This window comes from Streptomyces iranensis (assembly GCF_017874715.1).
Lineage (GTDB): Bacteria > Actinomycetota > Actinomycetes > Streptomycetales > Streptomycetaceae > Streptomyces > Streptomyces iranensis.
On the sequence record NZ_JAGGLR010000010.1, the window covers coordinates 269,625 to 286,121 of the forward strand.

The following is a 16,497-nucleotide window of genomic DNA, read 5'->3' on the forward strand; positions in this document are numbered from 1 at the left end:
GATCAAGGGCGTGGCCGCACTCTATGGGCGCCGATGTCTCCGTGTCCACGCGATATTTTCCGGCGGGGCCGGTCTGCCGCCCGCGAGGGGGAAGGAGCGGCAGACCGGCGCGCGGGATGAGGTGCACCTGACAGATCAATGAGCGGGTCGGAGCACCTGCGTGGACCAATGTGAGACGCAGACTAGTGCACCATGCAGATCGGCGCGGCCGTTGGGTCAGGAGAGCCGCCGCCGGCCGTATAGCCGAAGGTCGTCGACGTCCCGGTGGCCAGTGAACCGTTCCAGTCGGCGTTGGTGACCGATGCCGAGGAACCGCTGGCGCTCAGCTTGCCGTTCCAGACGCTGTCGATCCGCTGCCCGGACGGCACCGTCCAGTCGACCATCCATGAGGAGATGGGTGTGACACCGGAGTTGGAGACCGTCACCTCGGCCTGGTAGCCGCCGTTCCAGGTGCTGGTCACCTTCTGGGTGGCGGCGCAGGAGGCCGTCGGCGGGTTGCCCGGCGGGTCCGTGGGATCGCCGCCACCGCCGCCACCGCCGCCGCTGCTCGCGCCCGGGACCGTCACCTCGCCGTTGCCGCCGTCGAAGACCACGTCGGAGCAGCTGTAGAAGGTCTCCTGGCTGTCCGAGCGCGTCCACACGGTGTAGATGATGTGGCGTCCGCTCTTGCCGGAGGGCAGATCGGCCGTCCAGGTGTACTTGCCGTCCACCGTGCCGACCTGACCGGACAGCGGCGGGTTCGTCACCGTGTTGAACGGCTGGTCCTCCAGGTCGTTCCAGGTGAGCGGCTTGGTCGGGTCGATCGGGCTCTTGGTGACATAGCTGCGGAACGACCCCGGGTGCGCGGCCCAGGCGTTGTACGAGAACTGCATCGACTTGCCGGACGTCAGATGGGTCACCGGCCAGTCCTTGCTGCCCAGGTCGAAACCGGAGAAGTCATAGACGGTGGCCGCGCCGCTGCACAGCTTGCCGTCCGGGATGAACCCCTTGGTGCGGCCCGCGCCGTCCGAGCGGAGCACCGCGAACCAGTTGTAGAACGGCGTCGCGCCGCTCTTGTCGTACGCGGCCTTGCACGCCGGGTTGGTCGGCTTGACCTCACCGGTCGAGGACAGGCTGTACTTCCAGCAGAGATAGGTGCGGCTGCCCGGCGCCATCGGTGCGCCGTGTGCGGAGGCGCTGCCGCCGGAGAAGAAGACAAGGCCCAGGGCGGGCAGGACCGAGAGCAGGACCAGCAGTACGGACCTGCGCGCGCGGGAGCCGCCCGGAGGGCGTGCGGATGAGGCGAGTGCCAGTGATCGTCGAGGCATTGCGCGTGCTTTCCCTTCGACGTGAACGGGTCAGGAACCGTCGGCGTGGGAGCGCTCCCAATTTCTTGGTGAACGTAGCGCGCCCCAGGGCAGCTGTAAATGCTTCAGGACATGAAGGCCGCAGGCTTTCTGGCGGCCCGTCAGGGAGGGGGCTGGACGGGCCGTTCCGGTGGGCCGTTCGGATGGGCCCGGACGGGCGGCTTCCGGTTGGCCCGTCAGATCCGGACCAGCAGCGCCACCGGAAGCCGGGACAGCAGCTCATCCAGCGCTGCCGAACCCTCGGCGGTCCGCCCGGTCAGCAGGTCCCGCCAGCGGCCCGGTGGCAGCGGCAGCCGGGCCGCGCCCCAGCCACCTGCCTCCGCCAGCCGCCGCGAGAGCCGGGTGACCACGGTGACGGCGCCGCCGGGTGTGCCGCCGGTGCTGTCCATGCCGTCCGTACTGCCCATGCCGCCGTCCGTACTGTCCATGCCGTCCGGGCTGCTGTCCGTCCGTAAGAAGGCCACGCAGTGTTCGGCGGACGGACCGGAGGCGAGCAGCGGCGTATACGTACTCCCGGGGCCGAACCACTCCGGATGCGCCCGGCGCAGGTTCAGTGCGGCTCGGGTGAGCAGCAGCTTTTCGGCCGACGGGCCGTCCGTCGGCTCGCCGCCCAGCTCGGTCGGGCGGCGGTTGTCCGGGTCGACCAGGGCCGTATAGACGTGTTCGGTGCCCATATAGAGGTCGGGGACGCCCGGCATGGTGAGCTGGAGCAGGGCGGCGCCGAGCGCGTTGGCCCGCGCCGGTCCGTCGAGTTCGGCGCCGATCGCGGCCCACACCGACGGGTCGGCCGCGCACGGCCCGGCCTCCAGGAAGGCGGTCACCTCCGCCTCGTACGCCGCGTTCCGCTCCGTCCACGTCGTCCGCAGCCCCGCCTCGCGCACCGCCTTGAGCACGGCCGGGACCAGCCGTTCGGGGTCCCCGTGGCCCAGCGCGAGCGCGGTCTGCCAGGCCGTCCAGGCCAGCTGGGGATCGGGGGCGGGGGCCGAGCGGGTCAGTTCCTCGACCGTCCGCCCCCACCAGCCCGGGGATTCGGTGAGCGCCGCGAGCCGGGCCCGAGCGTCCGCACTGCGCTTGGTGTCGTGCGTGGAGAGCACCGTGCCGGTGGCGGGCCAGTCCGTCGAGCGCCGTGCCGCGAAGGCGTGGAACTCCTCGGGGGCCACGGCAGGCCGTCCCGGATCGCCGCCCACCTCGGCGGCCGACAGCAGCGGGGTGTAGCGGTAGAAGGCGGTGTCCTCGACCGACTTGGCGCGCAGCGCGGCCGCCGTCTGGGCGAAGCGGGCGCAGAAGTCGCGGTGGTCCGGGCCGTCCCCGAGCCCGCCCAGCGCCGCGTCCCGCACCACCCGCACCACCCGGGCCTCCTGCGCCACCCTGAACGCCTCCCGGGCGTCCGCCGCCGCCGAGCGCAGCATCACCGCGTCGGCGTCCGTCGCGGGCGGCCCGCCCACGGCGGCGTACGGCCGGTAGACCGGCAGCCGCACCAGCAGCTCGCGGATCGCCGTGCGCAGCGCCCAGGGCGCGTGGTCGCGCAGCCGGGGATCGGCCGCGCAGATGCGGGAGGCGGTGCGGGTCAGCCGCTCCACCTCGGCGGCCAGCTCATGCGTGACCACCTCATGGGCGGCGCGGCGGACCGTGGCGGCCCAGTCGCCGCCCAGGTCGGCCGGGGGAGCGGCGAAGGCGCGGTAGAGGGCGGTCAGCTTCTCCAGACCGTCCGGGTCGACGAAGAGCCCGTCGATGTGGTGCAGCGCGTCATAGCCGGTGGTCCCGGCGACCGGCCAGGTGGCGGGCAGCCGCTCGTCCCGGGCGAGGATCTTCTCGACGACGGTCCAGCGGGCGCCGCCCCTTTCCGGCGCTGTCCGCTGGCCGATGTCGCCTTCTGACGCCGCCGCCCGCACCGCACGGTCCAGCCGCCGCAGATACCCCTCCGGGTCGGCGAGCCCGTCCGGATGGTCGATCCGCAGCCCGTCCACGACCCCGTCCCGCACCAGCTCCAGCAGCGTGGCATGGGTCGCGTCGAACACCTCCGGGTCCTCCACCCGCACCGCGATCAGCTCGGAGATGGTGAAGAACCGCCGGTAGTTGAGCTCGGTGCGGGCCAGCCGCCACCAGCCGAGCCGGTACCACTGGGCGTCCAGCAGCTCGGCGAGCGGCAGCCCCTCGGTGCCGGGGCGCAGCGGGAAGGCGTGGTCGTAGTAGCGCAGCGTCCCGTCCTCGACCCGCAGCCGGTCCCACTCCTCGCCGAGCGGACCGCCGAGCACCGGCAGCAGCACCTTGCCACCGTGGACCCGCCAGTCGATGTCGAACCAGCGCGCGTACGGCGACTCCGGCCCCTCCCGCAGCACCCCCCACAGCGGGGCGTTGAGCCGCTCGGGGGCGGGGGCGGCCATATGGTTCGGCACGATGTCGACGATCAGCCCGAGGCCGTGCGCCCGCGCCGTACGGGCGAGTGCGCGCAGCCCTTCCTCGCCGCCCAGTTCGGCCCGGACGGCGGAGTGGTCCACCACGTCATAGCCGTGGCTGGAGCCGGGCACCGCCTCCAGCACGGGGGACAGATGCAGATGGGAGACGCCGAGCGAGGCCAGATACGGCACCGCTCGCTCCGCCGCCGCGAAGGGGAAGGCGGGCTGGAGCTGGAGGCGATAGGTGGCGGTGGGTGTGCCGGGGTCAGCGGTCATATGAACGTACGTACCCACCCGACGCGCCCCACCACAAAAAGGACATCTACCTGAGGGTTTCGATGACCCTTCGGGGTGAGTACCGGCACTGGGGCCCGGATCCGATCAGGCACCCCGAGAACGACATCCCGGACGAAGGCGTCAACAGGACCCTGCTCGTGCGCCTCGGTTGTACCGGCCGGCAGGGGGGGGCTTGGGGGGCGGACCACCAGCGGCGAAGTCGAACCCGGGACGGGGGACCCGGGTAGCCAGTGGCCCGCCCGGTTTACGGGGCCGCGCGTCCGCCCTCGCGTGAGGCGGTGTTGTAGGGGGCCAGCAGGGCCTCGCCCGTCTCGCATGCGGCGCCGGGCGTCCGGCATGCCGCGGTGAGGTCATGCGGGCGGCAGTGCTGCGGATAGTCGGCGCCAAGGATGATCAGTCGCACTTCAGCTCACCCCGGACCTGCTTGCCCCAGCGGTACCGGTCCGTCCCCCATCGGTCCGTGAGGGCGTCGACCAACAGCAGCCCCCGGCCCCGGGTGTTGTCGCCATCGGAGTCCGTCCGCACGTAGGGAACATTGCGGGAGCGGTCCACGACGCCAAGGCCGACTAACTTCTCGGAGGGCCGGGTGACGACGATCCGGATGGATTCCAGGCGGGCATGGTCGACGGCGTTGGAGACCAGCTCGCTGATCACCAGGGCGGCGTCCTCGATCAGGTCCTCCTCGCCCCAGGCGGCCAGTGCGGTCCGTGCCAGTTTGTGGGCGACCTCTGCGCTCTCCGGCGCGCGGCGCATGGTCTGGGAGTATCCGGGGTGCCCCGTGGGGCGAGGTGTAGCGGTCACGGACATCTGTCCAACGATCAGCAGGAACCCGCCGACTTCGCGCCCCAGATCGCCAAGGACGGCGGAATCACCTGAGGGAAAGCCGGTGTGCAGCGACCGTAGGGAAGGTGGAGAAGTGTCCTCAATCAGTTTCTACGGTTTTCTATCTGGTCTACCCGAGGTGGGTGATGGCCTCGGTGATCAGCTCGCGCGCCGCGCTCCCGTATACGGCCATTCCCGCCATCGTCTTGCTGGCCCGAACGTACTGCTCCACCTCGCTCGGAGCCGTGATCTTCACCGCTGCCGAGAGCAACTCCACGTGGACCCGCGCGTCATCGAAGACATTGAACGTCTCCAGGGGCCAGGTCGGGCGCGGGGCTGAGAACGGGATCACGCCGAGGCTGACCGAGGGCAAGGACATCAGGGTCAGCAGGTAGCCGAGCTGTCCCGCCATCGTCTCCGTGTCGCCGATCTGGTATTGCAGGACCGATTCCTCCACGAGCACCGAGAAGCGGTTGCCATTGGTGTACAGCACTCGGGAGCGCTTCATCCGGGCCTCTACGGCCTCGGTCACGTCGTTCGGGGTGTTGTGGAACCGCGAGATTGACTCCAGGAGCGCGGCGGCGTAGGCGGGCGTCTGGAGGAGCCCGGGGATCACAGTGGAGCAGTACACCCGGAACAGGCGAGTGCGGTCATACAACTCCGCCCGGGACTCCTGGAGGTGCCGTAGCCCGGTTTTCTGGAGCCGTCGCCACTCCATGTACATCGAGTCGGCGGACTGGGCGGAGGCCACGAGGTCCTCCACAGCGTTGTCGGCGCCGCAGGCCGCGCACCAGACTCGGATATCGGCTATCGCCGGAGGAGTGCGGGCGTGCTCGATGCGCGAGACCTTCGAGGGGTACCAGTCGAGCCGCCGTGCAAGCTCCGTGGCCGTCAGCCCCGCCTCGGTCCGGATCTTCCGGAGACGGGCTGCGAGCTGGCGTCGGGCAGCTTGCACGGCGGCTGTAGGTGACTCGGTCATTCCCTGCGCTCAGATGGAGTAGCGGTCATGCGGAAGTGCCCGGCTCCAGATGCTCTCGAAAGCCTCGGAGACGTTCTTGCTCACGTCCGGGTCAACGCTGAGGGTATGTCCGACGAAGGCTCCTTCACCGGAGAACAGCCCGAAACGGATCAGGTCGTTGTCGAAGAGCCACAGGTCGTTGCCAGGGAGCAAGAGGTCCGAGGCCAGGCGGCGCGGGAGCCACCGGACCTCCTCACCCGCCAGGATGTTCTGGAACGTGCAGGAGTGCTCGTAGCGGATGTACTCCGAGAGCGGCTCGGAGACGACCCGGGCCCGGCGCACCTTCACCCCACGTTCCACCGCCTCGGCGATGGTCGAATGGAAGTCGTTCCACCATTCATCCCGGTTCTCCGGGCTGTTGCCGGTCTCCAGGCACTCCTGCTCCGTCGCGCTGTCCGCCTTCCACCCCTGGATGATGAGGTCCTTCGATTTCTCATCCACCCAGACGGTCGGGCAGTTGTCACCGTTCGTGTTCGGGTCTTTCGCGATGAACCGTAGCGTCATGGCTCTACCCATTCCTTTTGCTTCTACGGACTTCTACGACGGTCATCCACCAGAACCCCTCGGTCAAGAGCGCAAGGCAGCACAAAGGCGCCCCCTCCCGGCCGGAGCCGAAAGGGGGCGCAGTATTCATGCGCCTTCATCGCGGTCCTCCCCACCGGGCGGACCCCGGACCTGAGCCGGCCCCAGACCCTAGGCGGGCCGCTGCAGCACCATCAGGCTGCGGTCCACCAGGGTCAGCCGGTCGCCCGCCGCCACCTTCGACCCGCTGCCCGGCTCCACGCCCTCCGCGACCGCCGTGTCCACGATGAGCTGCCACTGCTTGCCGTGGTCGATGGGCACGACGAAGTCCAGCGGTTCGTGGTGGGCGTTGAACAGCAGCAGGAACGAGTCATCGGTGATCCGCTCACCGCGCGCCCCCGGTTCGGAGATCGCGCTGCCGTTGAGGAAGACCGCGAGGGACTTGGCGTGCGCCGCCTGCCAGTCGCGTGGCGTCATCTCCTCTCCCTCATGGGTGAACCAGGCGATGTCCGACAGCTCGTCATGGGTGCCCTCCACCGGCCGCCCGTGGAAGAAGCGGCGGCGCCGGAAGACGGGGTGGTCGCGGCGCAGCCATACCAGCGAGCGGGTGAAGCGCAGCAGCTCCAGCGCCGAGCGGTGCTCCCGCTCGCCGTCCTGCCCCTTGGCGTGATCCGGCCAGCGCACCCAGGACACCTCGTTGTCCTGGCAGTACGCGTTGTTGTTGCCGCCCTGGGTGCGCCCGAACTCATCGCCGTGGCTGAGCATCGGCACGCCCTGGGAGAGCATCAGGGTGGCGATGAAGTTGCGCATCTGGCGCTCGCGCAGTGTCCGCACCGCCGGGTCGTCGGTCTCGCCCTCGACCCCGCAGTTCCAGGACCGGTTGTAGCTCTCGCCGTCCTGGTTGGACTCGCCGTTGGCCTCGTTGTGCTTCGCGTCGTAGCTCACCAGGTCGCGCAGGGTGAAGCCGTCATGGCAGGTGACGAAGTTGACCGAGGCCAGCGGGCGCCGCCCGTCGCCCTGGTAGAGGTCGGAGGAGCCGGTCAGCCGGGAGGCGAACTCGGCCAGCGTCCTCGGCTCACCGCGCCACAGATCCCGCACGGTGTCCCGGAACTTTCCGTTCCACTCGGTCCACAGGGGCGGGAAGTTGCCGACCTGATAGCCGCCCTCGCCGACGTCCCAGGGCTCGGCGATCAGCTTCACCTGGCTCACCACCGGATCCTGCTGGACCAGGTCGAAGAACGACGACAGCCGGTCCACCTCGTGGAACTGCCGGGCCAGCGTCGCCGCCAGATCGAAGCGGAAGCCGTCCACATGCATCTCGGTCACCCAGTAGCGCAGCGAGTCCATGATCAGCTGGAGCACGTGCGGGGACCGCATCAGCAGGGAGTTCCCGGTGCCGGTGGTGTCCATGTAGTACCGGCGGTCCTCGGTCAGCCGGTAGTACGAGGCGTTGTCCAGGCCCCGGAAGGAGAGCGTGGGGCCCAGGTGGTTGCCCTCGGCCGTGTGGTTGTAGACCACGTCCAGGATGACCTCGATGCCCGCCTGGTGCAGCGCCCGGACGGCCGACTTGAACTCCAGCACCTGCTGGCCCCGGTCGCCCCAGGAGGCGTAGGCGTTGTGCGGGGCGAAGAAGCCGATGGTGTTGTAGCCCCAGTAGTTGGCCAGCCCCGCGTCGGCCAGCCGGTGGTCGTGGACGAACTGGTGTACGGGCATCAGTTCCAGTGTGGTGACGCCCAATTCGGTCAGGTGTTCGATGATCGCCGGATGGGCGAGCGCCGCGTAGGTCCCGCGCAGCTCCTCCGGCAGCCGGGGGTGGCGCATGGTCAGCCCCTTGACATGCGCCTCGTAGATGACCATGCGGTGGTAGTCGGTGCGCGGCGGGCGGTCGTCGCCCCAGTCGAAGTACGGATTGACCACGACCGACGCCATGGTGTGCGGGGCGGAGTCGAGGTCATTGCGCTTGTCGGGCCGCCCGAAGTGGTAGCCGTAGACCTCCTCGCCCCAGTCGACCCGCCCGCTGATCGCCTTGGCATACGGATCCAGCAACAGCTTGGCGGAATTGCAGCGGTGGCCGAGCTCCGGTTCGTACGGGCCATGGGCCCGGAAGCCGTAGCGCTGCCCCGGCATGATCCCCGGCAGATAGGCGTGGCGCACGAACGCGTCGGACTCCCGCAGCTCGACCGCCGTCTCCGAGCCGTCGTCGTGCAGGAGGCACAGCTCGATGCGGACAGCGGCCTCGGAGAACACCGCGAAGTTGGTTCCGGCGCCGTCGTAGGTGGCGCCAAGGGGATAAGCCTGTCCCGGCCAGACCTGCATGCGTCGACTCTTCCACTTCTTCTCCGGGGGCCGCGAGCACCCCAGGCACCGGACGGAACATGACCGACCCTGAATCCTTTCCCAACTGGCCGGAGCCATCCGCTCTTTCGGCAGAACTTCCTCAAAAGTGAGGCAACCTACGGCCATATCGGTTCGTCCTACCGGGTGACCCGGAGGCATACGCGTATCCCGCTATGCGCTCTGATAAGACGACAGAGGGGGTTGGGGGAGAATGTGCGCAAGATGATGCACCGCCACCTGGGCAAGGTGGTGGCCGGCGCGGCCGTGGCCATCACCGCCACGGCGGTCATGGTCGGGGTGACGCTCCCGGGGAGCGCGTCCGGCGAGGAAGGTTCGGGTGGGGGACCCCAGAGCTCCTCGGCGGAGCAGGGCCAGGCGGCCCGGCAGCAGCCCGGAGTGGTGGAGGAGGCGCCCGAGCAGCGCAAGACCGGCAGCGGCCGCGATCCGCTGACCGACGACGAGATGAAGCGCGCCCAGAGCCTCGCGGCCGGGCGCGACTTCCGTATGAGCAGCGAGGACGTCAAGGGCGCCAAGGGCCCCGAGCGGCTCTCCACCGACCTCGCGGAGCTGAGTCCCGACGAGGTGGGGGCCGCCGACCCGCCGCGCCGCGCCGAGGTGACGTACTACGACTACAAGGACGACACCTACGTCACCAAGACGGTCGACCTCGGCAGCGGCAAGGTCACCGGCACCGACACCCAGCGCGCGGTGCAGCCGCCGCCCAACCGCGACGAGGTGATGGAGGCCGCGCGGCTGCTGATGGCCGACAAGCTGGGCGAGGGGCTGAAGAAGGACTTCAAGGACGCCACCGGCAAGGCGCTGACCCGACCGGACCAGCTGACCGTCACCGGCTTCGTCTACCGCGCGGGCGAGGGCAGCAACCCCGGTCCGGCCTCGGTCCAGGACTGCGGCAAGCACCGCTGCGTACGGCTGTTCACCCGGGTGGTGAACGGCCCCTGGATCGACGCCCGGCAGATGGTGGTCGACCTGAGCGCCCACAAGGTCACCAAGCTCGGCTAGGGCCCGGCCCCAGCGTCTCGCACACCTCTCAACGCTTCACTACAGGAGTCTCCCCATGCCTGACAGCAGGCTCCGCCGCGCCCGTGCCCGGGTCGCGGCGGCCATCGGCGCCTCGGCGCTGCTCGGCACCGTGGCGATCGCCGCCGGGCCGGTCGGCAGCGCCCAGGCGGCCCCGCGGACCGCTGCCGCGGCGGACTGCAGCGCCCCGTACAGAATCGAACAGAAGCTCGACGGCGGCACCACCTGGCGGATGTGCTGGCACTACGAGAGCAAGGCCGGTCTTGTACTCGACGACGTCTCGTACCAGCCCAAGGGCGAAAGCGCCCCGATCAAGGTGCTGACCTCGGCGAAGCTGGGCCAGATCCATGTGCCCTACGACGACGGCAGCAATGAGTACGACGACCTCACCGGGCAGGACTTCGCCCAGGGGCTGCAGCAGCTGGATCCGGCCGAGTGCCCCGGCGGCACCATCAAGACCGTGCGGGTGCCCGACGCCTGGGACCCCGACCACCCGAATGTGAAGGGCCTGTGCGCCACCACCCGGGCCCGCGGCCACGCCTACCGCATGGGCGAGGGCGGTTTCGGAGCGGGCAGTGAGAACAAGGTCTACCAGCTCCAGGGCAAGGATCTGCTGCTCTACACCGTCAATCAGGTCGGCTGGTACGAGTACATCACCGAGTGGCGGTTCGCCGGCGACGGCACCATGACCATGCAGGCCGGCGCCACCGGCACGCTCTCCCCGATGGACTACGACGCGGGCGACGGCCGCGGCTGGCCCATCGGCAAGGGCGCCAAGGACTACGCCACCAGCCATGCGCACAACGTCTTCTGGCGGCTGAACTTCGGGCTGGACGGCTCGCCCAAGAGCAAGGTCGAGCAGTACGACTCCAAGACCACCGCGACCCCCGGACGGATCCCGAAGACCAAGACCACCCGCACCTCGGTCGGCAAGGAGCTGGCCGGTGACGCGGCGGCGGCGCGGTGGTGGCGCGTGGTCAGCACGGCGGGCAAGAACAAGGACGGCCATCCGCGCAGCTACGAGATCGTTCCGGGCCACACCACCAAGTACCAGGGGCGTAGTTTCACCAAACACGACGTCTACTTCACCGAGTACAACAAGTGTGAGCAGTTCGCCAGCAACAATCTGCGCAATTGCGGCGCCGGTGCCGGTAAGAGCGTCGACAAGTGGGTCAACGCGCAGACCCTCAAACACCCCATCGTGTGGGTCAACATCGGGTTCCATCACATCGCCCGGGATGAGGACCAGGAGCCGATGCCGGTGCACTGGCAGGGCTTCCAGCTCTCCCCGCGCGATGTCACCGCTATGAATCCCCTCACGCCGCCTGCACTGTCCGGACACAACGGCCATACAGAAGAGGAACGTTGACCTGATAGGCAGGACCTGAGTGTCGCACCGCCCCCGCCAGCGCAGTAGTCTGCGGTGATCGTTGGATGGGGGCGGAAGGCGGTGCACAGGTGAGCTCGGGCGGGCTGGAGCTGCCCCCCGGTGACGGAGGTCCCGGGGGTGACGGCTCCACCGACGCACCTCCCGGCGCGGTGTCCGTGGTGCGGCCGATGGAGATCGGAGCGGAACTGGACTGGGGCGCCGAAGCCTGGAGCGAGGTGCGCACACGCGCACGCCGGGCCGGGCGGGCCTACATCTGGCTCAACCTCGTGGAACAGCGGCTGCGCGCCGTCGTCAGCGCCGTGCTGCGGCCCATCTACGAACCGGTCCACGGCGAGGACTGGGTCATCGCCGCGGCCGGCCCCGCCGGGCAGGAGTGGGTGCAGCGGGCGGTCGCCGTACGGGAGGTCAGCCGGCGCAAGGGCTATCTGCTCGACCCGGCCGACGACAATGTCGTCAGCTTCCTGACCCTGCCGCAGCTGCGTGAGCTCCTCGTCCAGCACTGGCCGTGCTTCGAGCCGTACCTCGACGACCGCCGCGAGGTGGAGCTGGCCCTGGACGAGCTGGAAGTCTCCCGCAACGTGGTCTCCCGCAACCGCGCCCTGTCCGAGACGGTCCTCGCCCAGGCCGAGCGGGCCTCCGCCCGGCTGCTGGAGATCCTCGGCAGCGGCACCGGCTCCCCCTCCGCCGACCGGCTGCCCATCGACGCCGTCGAGGATCTCGTCGGCGACCGCTACGCCGATGTGGTCGGCGTCCATTCCGACCGGGTGCGGCTCCAGCGCCAGCTGCCCGCCGAGGACCTCTTCGGCAACGCCCGCCGCCTCGACGCCGTAGGCATCGGGCTCAACCTCCTGGTCCAGAACTACTCGGGCCGCCGGCTGGTCCGGCTGGCCGAATCCGGCTGCCGGGCCCGGCTGCTCTTCCTCAACCCGGCGAGCAGCGCGGTGCGGCGGCGGGAGCGCGAGCTCGGCCTGAAGAAGGGCGAGATGAGCCGCTCGGTGGAGATGAACATCCTCCATATGCGGCGGGTGCGCGCCCGGCTGCGGGACCCGGACGCGTTCGAGATCCATGTCTTCGACGAGACGCCCCGCTTCACCGCCTACCTGGTCAACGGCGACGGCGCGGACGGCCTCGCCGTCGTCCAGTCGTATCTGCGCAAGGCCCGGGGCATGGAGGCCCCGGTCCTGGTGCTGCGCGGCGGCGGACGGGGCCGTGAGGTCGTCCGCGAGGGTGCGGCCGAGGAGGGCGAGGGCGGGCTCTTCGGCACCTACCGCGAGGAGTTCGAAAGCGTCTGGGCGGACTCCCGGCCGGTGTCCTGAACTGACGTCGGTGTCCTGAACTGACGGCGGTGTCGTGAATTGACGCTATGAGTGTCCTGAACTCACGCTATGAGCCGGTGCCCTGGTACGGGGGGCGCAGGGCGCGGGCGGCCCAGCGGCCGTCGGTGCGGCTGATGTGCACCGGGTGGTCGAAGCACTTGGTGATGTGGTCCGTGGTCACCACCTCGTCCACCGCGCCCGACGCCAGGCACTCCCCGGTGCGCAGCAGCATGGCGTGGGTGGTGCTGGCGGGCAGCTCCTCCAGGTGGTGGGTGACCAGGACCGTGGCCAGTTCGGGGTGGTCCCGGCGCAGGGTGTCCAGGCTCTCCAGCAGCTGCTCACGGGCGGCCAGATCCAGACCGGTGGCCGGTTCGTCGAGGAGCAGCAGCCGGGGGAGGGGCATCAGCGCCCGTGCGATCAGCACCCGGCCGCGCTGACCCTGCGACAGGGTCGGCCAGCGCGCGTCCAGCTTCCCGCCCATGCCCAGGGTGGTCAGCAGCCGGTCGGCCCGGTCGCGCTGGTCGGGGGTGGGGTGGTGGCGGGGGACCGGCTCCACGGTGTTGGTCAGCCCGGTGAGCACCACGTCCCGCACCCGCAGCGGTGAGCGCAGCGGATGCCGGGGGTCCACATGGCCCACGAAGGACCGCAGCTCCCGCAGATCCACCCGCCCCAGCGTGCGGCCGAGGACCTCCACCGTGCCGCGTGTGGGGTGCACCAGCGCGCCCGCCAGGCTGAGCAGGGTGGACTTGCCCGCGCCGTTGGAGCCGAGCAGCGCCCAGTGCTCGCCCTGGTGGACGGTGAGCGAGATCGAGCGCAGCAGCGGGGTGCCGTCGCGCACCACATCCACCTCGCGCAGCCTGAGTACGGGGACGGCAGGGGCGGTCACGGGGCCGCCACCTCCTTTTCGCTGTTGTCGCTTTCGAGTTCGCTTGTGTCGCTGCTGCTGCCGCGGCTGCCGCCGCCGTCGTTGCCGCCGCCGCCGTCGTCGTCGCCGCCGAAGAGTTCCATGACGGCCTCGAGGTGGGAGACCGTGGCCGCGATCGCGGTGTCGGCGTCCCCGCGCGCCAGCCCGTCCAGCAGCTCGGCGTGGGCGCACGACACATCGGGCAGGGCGGGCTCATGGCTGACCATCTCCACCAGCGCCTCGCGCAGCACCGGCAGGACGGAGGTGAACAGGCCGAGCAGCACGGCGTTCCCGGACAGCTCCACCACGGTCCGGTGGAAGGCCAGATCGGCGTCCACGAAGGCGGCCGGATCGCCTCCGGCCCGCTTCTCGCGCAGCGCGAGATGGTCCCGCAGCCGCCCGATGTCCTCGGGGCGGATGCGCCCGGCGGCCAGCCGGGCGGCCTCGACCTCGAGGGCGCGGCGCACCTCGTACACCTCCCGCAGCCGGGCCCGGCGCAGCAGCCGCCGCATATCGCCCTCCCCGGCGGGCGCCGGGGGCCGCGCGGCGTAGGTGCCCGAGCCGTGGCGCACCTCGACCAGCCCGTCATGGGCCAGCAGGCGTACGGCCTCCCGCACCGAGGAGCGGCCGACGCCCAGTTCGGCGGCGAGCGCCACCTCGTTGGGCAGCCGCTCGCCGGGCCGCCAGCGGCCCTCGCCGAGCATCGCGCGCAGGGCGCTCTCGACCCGTGGCACCACGGGTCCGTGCCGCAAGCGTGCCGTCTCCGCCGCCACCGCGCCGCCTCTCCCTGAACGATCATCCGAGGACGGCGGGGACTCTAACACAGAGTCCTCAGACGTCTGAGGACTTGGTCCGGTGTCCCGGCCGTTGTCAGTGGTGCATGGGAAGGTGGTGCACACATGGGGGAAGTACGACAAAGGGAGGGGCGGCCATGGGCTGGCACCGGGGGCTGCTGATCGGATTCGACCTGGAGACGACGGGCACCGATCCGCGCACGGCACGGATCGTGACGGCGGCCGTGGTCGAGGTGAGGGGCGGGGAGTCGATCGGGCGCCGCGAGTGGCTGGCCGACCCCCAAGTGCCCATCCCCGAGGACGCCGTGGCGGTGCACGGGATCACCGGTGAGCGGGCGGCGGCGGAGGGCAGGCCCGCGCGCGAGGTGGTCGAGGAGGTCGCCGAGGTGCTGGTGGCCCACTGGCGGGCCGGCGCCCCGGTGGTGGCGTACAACGCGGCGTTCGATCTCAGCCTGCTCGCCGCCGAGTTGGGGCGGCACGGACTGCGCCCGCTGAGCGAGCGGCTGGAGGGCACCGAGACCGGCCCCGTCGTGGATCCGTACACGATAGACCGCGCCGTCGACCGCTACCGCAAGGGCAAGCGCACGCTGGAGGCCGTCTGCGGGGAGTACGGGGTGGTGCACGACCGCGCCCATGACGCCGGGGCGGACGCGCTGGCGGCGGTGCGGGTCGCCTGCGCGCTCGCCGAGCGGTACGGCGAGGTCGCCGGGCTCGAGCTGTGGGACCTCCACCGCAAGCAGGTGGGGTGGTACGCGCACTGGGCGGCCGACTTCCAGTCCTGGCTGCGCCGCAAGGGCACGCCGGACGCGGTCGTGGACGGCGGCTGGCCGCTGCGGGCGGCGGGGGCCGTGGTGGGGTAGCGGCCCGCCGGGCGGATATCGGAGCGCGCCGCACCGATGAGTTTCCGGCGGCGGGCCGGTCCGTACGGGTAGGGGGGACGGACCGTGGACCGCGGCCCACGGACCGCGGCCCACGGACTCGAGCGAGGAGAAGACGACCGTGACCGACGAACAGACCACCATGATCGATTTCGGACCCACAGCGCAGCGGGTGACGGCGCTGCTCCGCGGCGTCACGGACGAGCAGCTCAGCGCGCCCACACCATGTGGCGCCTACTCCGTCGCAGATCTGCTCGACCACTTCATGGGGCTCGCCCTCGCCATGCGCCACGCCGCCGAGAAGACCACGGCCGTGGCGGGCCCCGCCCCCGGGCAGGGGTCGGCCGACCGGCTGGACCCCGACTGGCGGCAGGAACTGCCGCGCCGCCTGGACGCGCTGGCCGTGGCCTGGCGCGAGCCGTCCGCCTGGCTGGGCACCACGGAGGCCGGGGGCGTCACCATGCCCGCCCAGATGATGGGCATCGTGGCGCTGGACGAGCTGGTGATCCACGGCTGGGATCTCGCCCGCGCCACCGGCCAGCCCTACGACTGCGATCCCCGCAGCGTCGAGACCATCATCGAATGGCTGGCGGCGGTCCCGGACGAGGAGCGCCCGAAGGAGCTGTTCGGCCCCATGATCCCCGTCCCGGCCGACGCGCCGCGGCTGGACCGCGCGATCGCCTTGAGCGGCCGCGACCCGGGATGGCGCGCCTGAGCGAATGCCGCACGGCGCGTTGGTCGGTCCGCGTGTCGGCGTGCGGTCGGTCGGGCCGGGGCTCGCTTGGCAGCCCCGGGCCGTTCGTCCCGGTGTGGGGTGCGCGGCGGATCTGGACGCCTGCGGCGGGCTGTTCCCCTCCCCGCCCCTTCCCAAATCTGGGGCTCCGCCCCAGACCCCGAGGGGCTGCGCCCCAGACCCCGGGTGGGGGCTTCGCCCCAGATCCCGGACCGGGGCTTCGCCCCAGACCTCGGGTGTGGGGGCTTCGCGTCGGACCTCGGGTCGGGGTTTCGCCTCGGGCCTTGGGCGGGGGTTTCGCCTCGGACCCCGGGTGGGGGTTTCGCCTCGGGCCCCGGACCGGGGCTTCGCGTCGGGCCTCGGGTCGGGGTTTCGCCTCAGGCCTCGGGTGGGGGCTTCGCCTCAGACCCCGGGTGGGGGTTTCGCCTCGGGCCCCGGACCGGGGGCTGCGCCTCGGACCCCGGACCGGGGCTTCGCCCCAGGCCCCGGGTGGGGGCTTCGCCTCAGACCCCGGGTGGGGGTTTCGCCTCGGACCCCGGACCGGGGCTTCGCCTCGGACCCCGGGCGGGGGCTCCGCCTCAGACTCCGGACCGGGGCTCCGCCTCGGACCCCGGGTGGGGCTGCGCCCCGGACCCCGGACCGGGGCTCCGCCTCAGACCTCGGGCGGGGGCTGCGCCTCGGACCCCGGGCCGGGGCTTCGTCCCTT

General features: G+C 71.0%; 14 protein-coding genes. 5 read left to right on the forward strand and 9 right to left on the reverse strand.

From position 1 onward, the window contains the following. Window positions 1-182 precede the first annotated feature (182 nt). From J2Z30_RS20265 to glgX, 7 genes are all read right to left on the reverse strand, one after another. Window positions 183-1,307, reverse strand: coding sequence for a lytic polysaccharide monooxygenase (locus J2Z30_RS20265; protein WP_044569191.1), 1,125 nt, complete (start codon window positions 1,305-1,307; stop codon window positions 183-185). 215 nt (window positions 1,308-1,522) lie between these two features. Next, entirely contained in the window at window positions 1,523-4,018 is a 2,496-nt protein-coding gene (gene treY / locus J2Z30_RS20270; protein WP_044569190.1) for a malto-oligosyltrehalose synthase, read from the reverse strand. 265 nt (window positions 4,019-4,283) lie between these two features. Beyond that, window positions 4,284-4,442: a hypothetical protein gene (locus tag J2Z30_RS20275; protein ID WP_209468754.1), complete on the reverse strand. Its 159-nt coding sequence runs from the start codon at window positions 4,440-4,442 to the stop codon at window positions 4,284-4,286. Continuing rightward, on the reverse strand, window positions 4,433-4,846 hold the full coding sequence (locus J2Z30_RS20280) for an ATP-binding protein (protein WP_044569189.1): 414 nt from the start codon (window positions 4,844-4,846) through the stop codon (window positions 4,433-4,435). Before J2Z30_RS20280 ends, J2Z30_RS20275 begins: the two co-directional genes overlap by 10 nt. Before the next feature lie 145 nt (window positions 4,847-4,991). Then, on the reverse strand, window positions 4,992-5,840 hold the full coding sequence (locus J2Z30_RS20285) for a helix-turn-helix domain-containing protein (protein ID WP_044569188.1): 849 nt from the start codon (window positions 5,838-5,840) through the stop codon (window positions 4,992-4,994). A 9-nt stretch (window positions 5,841-5,849) separates the two neighbouring features. Beyond that, window positions 5,850-6,383 carry a DUF6879 family protein gene (locus J2Z30_RS20290; RefSeq protein ID WP_052701316.1) on the reverse strand — a complete coding sequence of 178 codons (534 nt, stop codon included), beginning with the start codon at window positions 6,381-6,383 and terminating at the stop codon, window positions 5,850-5,852. A 189-nt stretch (window positions 6,384-6,572) separates the two neighbouring features. Next, entirely contained in the window at window positions 6,573-8,717 is a 2,145-nt protein-coding gene (glgX, locus tag J2Z30_RS20295; RefSeq protein ID WP_044569186.1) for a glycogen debranching protein GlgX, read from the reverse strand. 243 nt (window positions 8,718-8,960) lie between these two features. Between glgX and J2Z30_RS20300 the strand changes: the two genes are divergently transcribed. The 3 genes from J2Z30_RS20300 to J2Z30_RS20310 all read left to right on the forward strand — a co-directional run bounded on the left by J2Z30_RS20300 (window position 8,961) and on the right by J2Z30_RS20310 (window position 12,482). Continuing rightward, window positions 8,961-9,758 carry a Tat pathway signal sequence domain protein gene (locus J2Z30_RS20300; RefSeq protein ID WP_209468755.1) on the forward strand — a complete coding sequence of 266 codons (798 nt, stop codon included), beginning with the start codon at window positions 8,961-8,963 and terminating at the stop codon, window positions 9,756-9,758. A gap of 55 nt (window positions 9,759-9,813) precedes the next feature. After that, the gene (locus J2Z30_RS20305; RefSeq protein ID WP_044569184.1) at window positions 9,814-11,145 is read left to right on the forward strand and encodes a copper amine oxidase; all 1,332 of its coding nucleotides are present in this window, start codon (window positions 9,814-9,816) and stop codon (window positions 11,143-11,145) included. Window positions 11,146-11,210: 65 nt separating this feature from the next. After that, window positions 11,211-12,482 (forward strand): DUF5919 domain-containing protein, encoded by a 1,272-nt coding sequence (locus J2Z30_RS20310; protein WP_078956579.1) that lies wholly within the window; start codon window positions 11,211-11,213, stop codon window positions 12,480-12,482. A gap of 67 nt (window positions 12,483-12,549) precedes the next feature. On the opposite strand, the gene J2Z30_RS20315 is transcribed toward J2Z30_RS20310, so the two are convergent. Next, a complete protein-coding gene (locus J2Z30_RS20315) occupies window positions 12,550-13,368 on the reverse strand; it encodes an ABC transporter ATP-binding protein (protein WP_044569180.1) in 819 nt (272 codons plus the stop codon). Continuing rightward, window positions 13,365-14,138 carry a FadR/GntR family transcriptional regulator gene (locus J2Z30_RS20320; protein WP_245388206.1) on the reverse strand — a complete coding sequence of 258 codons (774 nt, stop codon included), beginning with the start codon at window positions 14,136-14,138 and terminating at the stop codon, window positions 13,365-13,367. Before J2Z30_RS20320 ends, J2Z30_RS20315 begins: the two co-directional genes overlap by 4 nt. Window positions 14,139-14,317: 179 nt before the next feature. Here J2Z30_RS20320 and J2Z30_RS20325 point away from each other — a divergent pair, with 179 nt between their 5' ends. Both J2Z30_RS20325 and J2Z30_RS20330 read left to right on the forward strand, forming a co-directional pair. Further along, on the forward strand, window positions 14,318-15,040 hold the full coding sequence (locus J2Z30_RS20325) for a 3'-5' exonuclease (protein WP_044569178.1): 723 nt from the start codon (window positions 14,318-14,320) through the stop codon (window positions 15,038-15,040). 139 nt (window positions 15,041-15,179) lie between these two features. Continuing rightward, complete coding sequence (locus J2Z30_RS20330) at window positions 15,180-15,773, forward strand: TIGR03086 family metal-binding protein (RefSeq protein WP_209468756.1); 594 nt, start codon at window positions 15,180-15,182, stop codon at window positions 15,771-15,773. Window positions 15,774-16,497: the final 724 nt, after the last annotated feature.

Coding starts and splice junctions, on each gene's coding strand:
- J2Z30_RS20265 (WP_044569191.1), bottom strand. CDS start 1,307: ATGCCTCGACGATCACTGGCACTCGCCTCATCCGCACGCCCTCCGGGC.
- treY (WP_044569190.1), bottom strand. CDS start 4,018: ATGACCGCTGACCCCGGCACACCCACCGCCACCTATCGCCTCCAGCTC.
- J2Z30_RS20280 (WP_044569189.1), bottom strand. CDS start 4,846: ATGTCCGTGACCGCTACACCTCGCCCCACGGGGCACCCCGGATACTCC.
- J2Z30_RS20285 (WP_044569188.1), bottom strand. CDS start 5,840: ATGACCGAGTCACCTACAGCCGCCGTGCAAGCTGCCCGACGCCAGCTC.
- J2Z30_RS20290 (WP_052701316.1), bottom strand. CDS start 6,383: ATGACGCTACGGTTCATCGCGAAAGACCCGAACACGAACGGTGACAAC.
- glgX (WP_044569186.1), bottom strand. CDS start 8,717: ATGCAGGTCTGGCCGGGACAGGCTTATCCCCTTGGCGCCACCTACGAC.
- J2Z30_RS20300 (WP_209468755.1), top strand. CDS start 8,961: ATGATGCACCGCCACCTGGGCAAGGTGGTGGCCGGCGCGGCCGTGGCC.
- J2Z30_RS20305 (WP_044569184.1), top strand. CDS start 9,814: ATGCCTGACAGCAGGCTCCGCCGCGCCCGTGCCCGGGTCGCGGCGGCC.
- J2Z30_RS20310 (WP_078956579.1), top strand. CDS start 11,211: ATGGGGGCGGAAGGCGGTGCACAGGTGAGCTCGGGCGGGCTGGAGCTG.
- J2Z30_RS20325 (WP_044569178.1), top strand. CDS start 14,318: ATGGGCTGGCACCGGGGGCTGCTGATCGGATTCGACCTGGAGACGACG.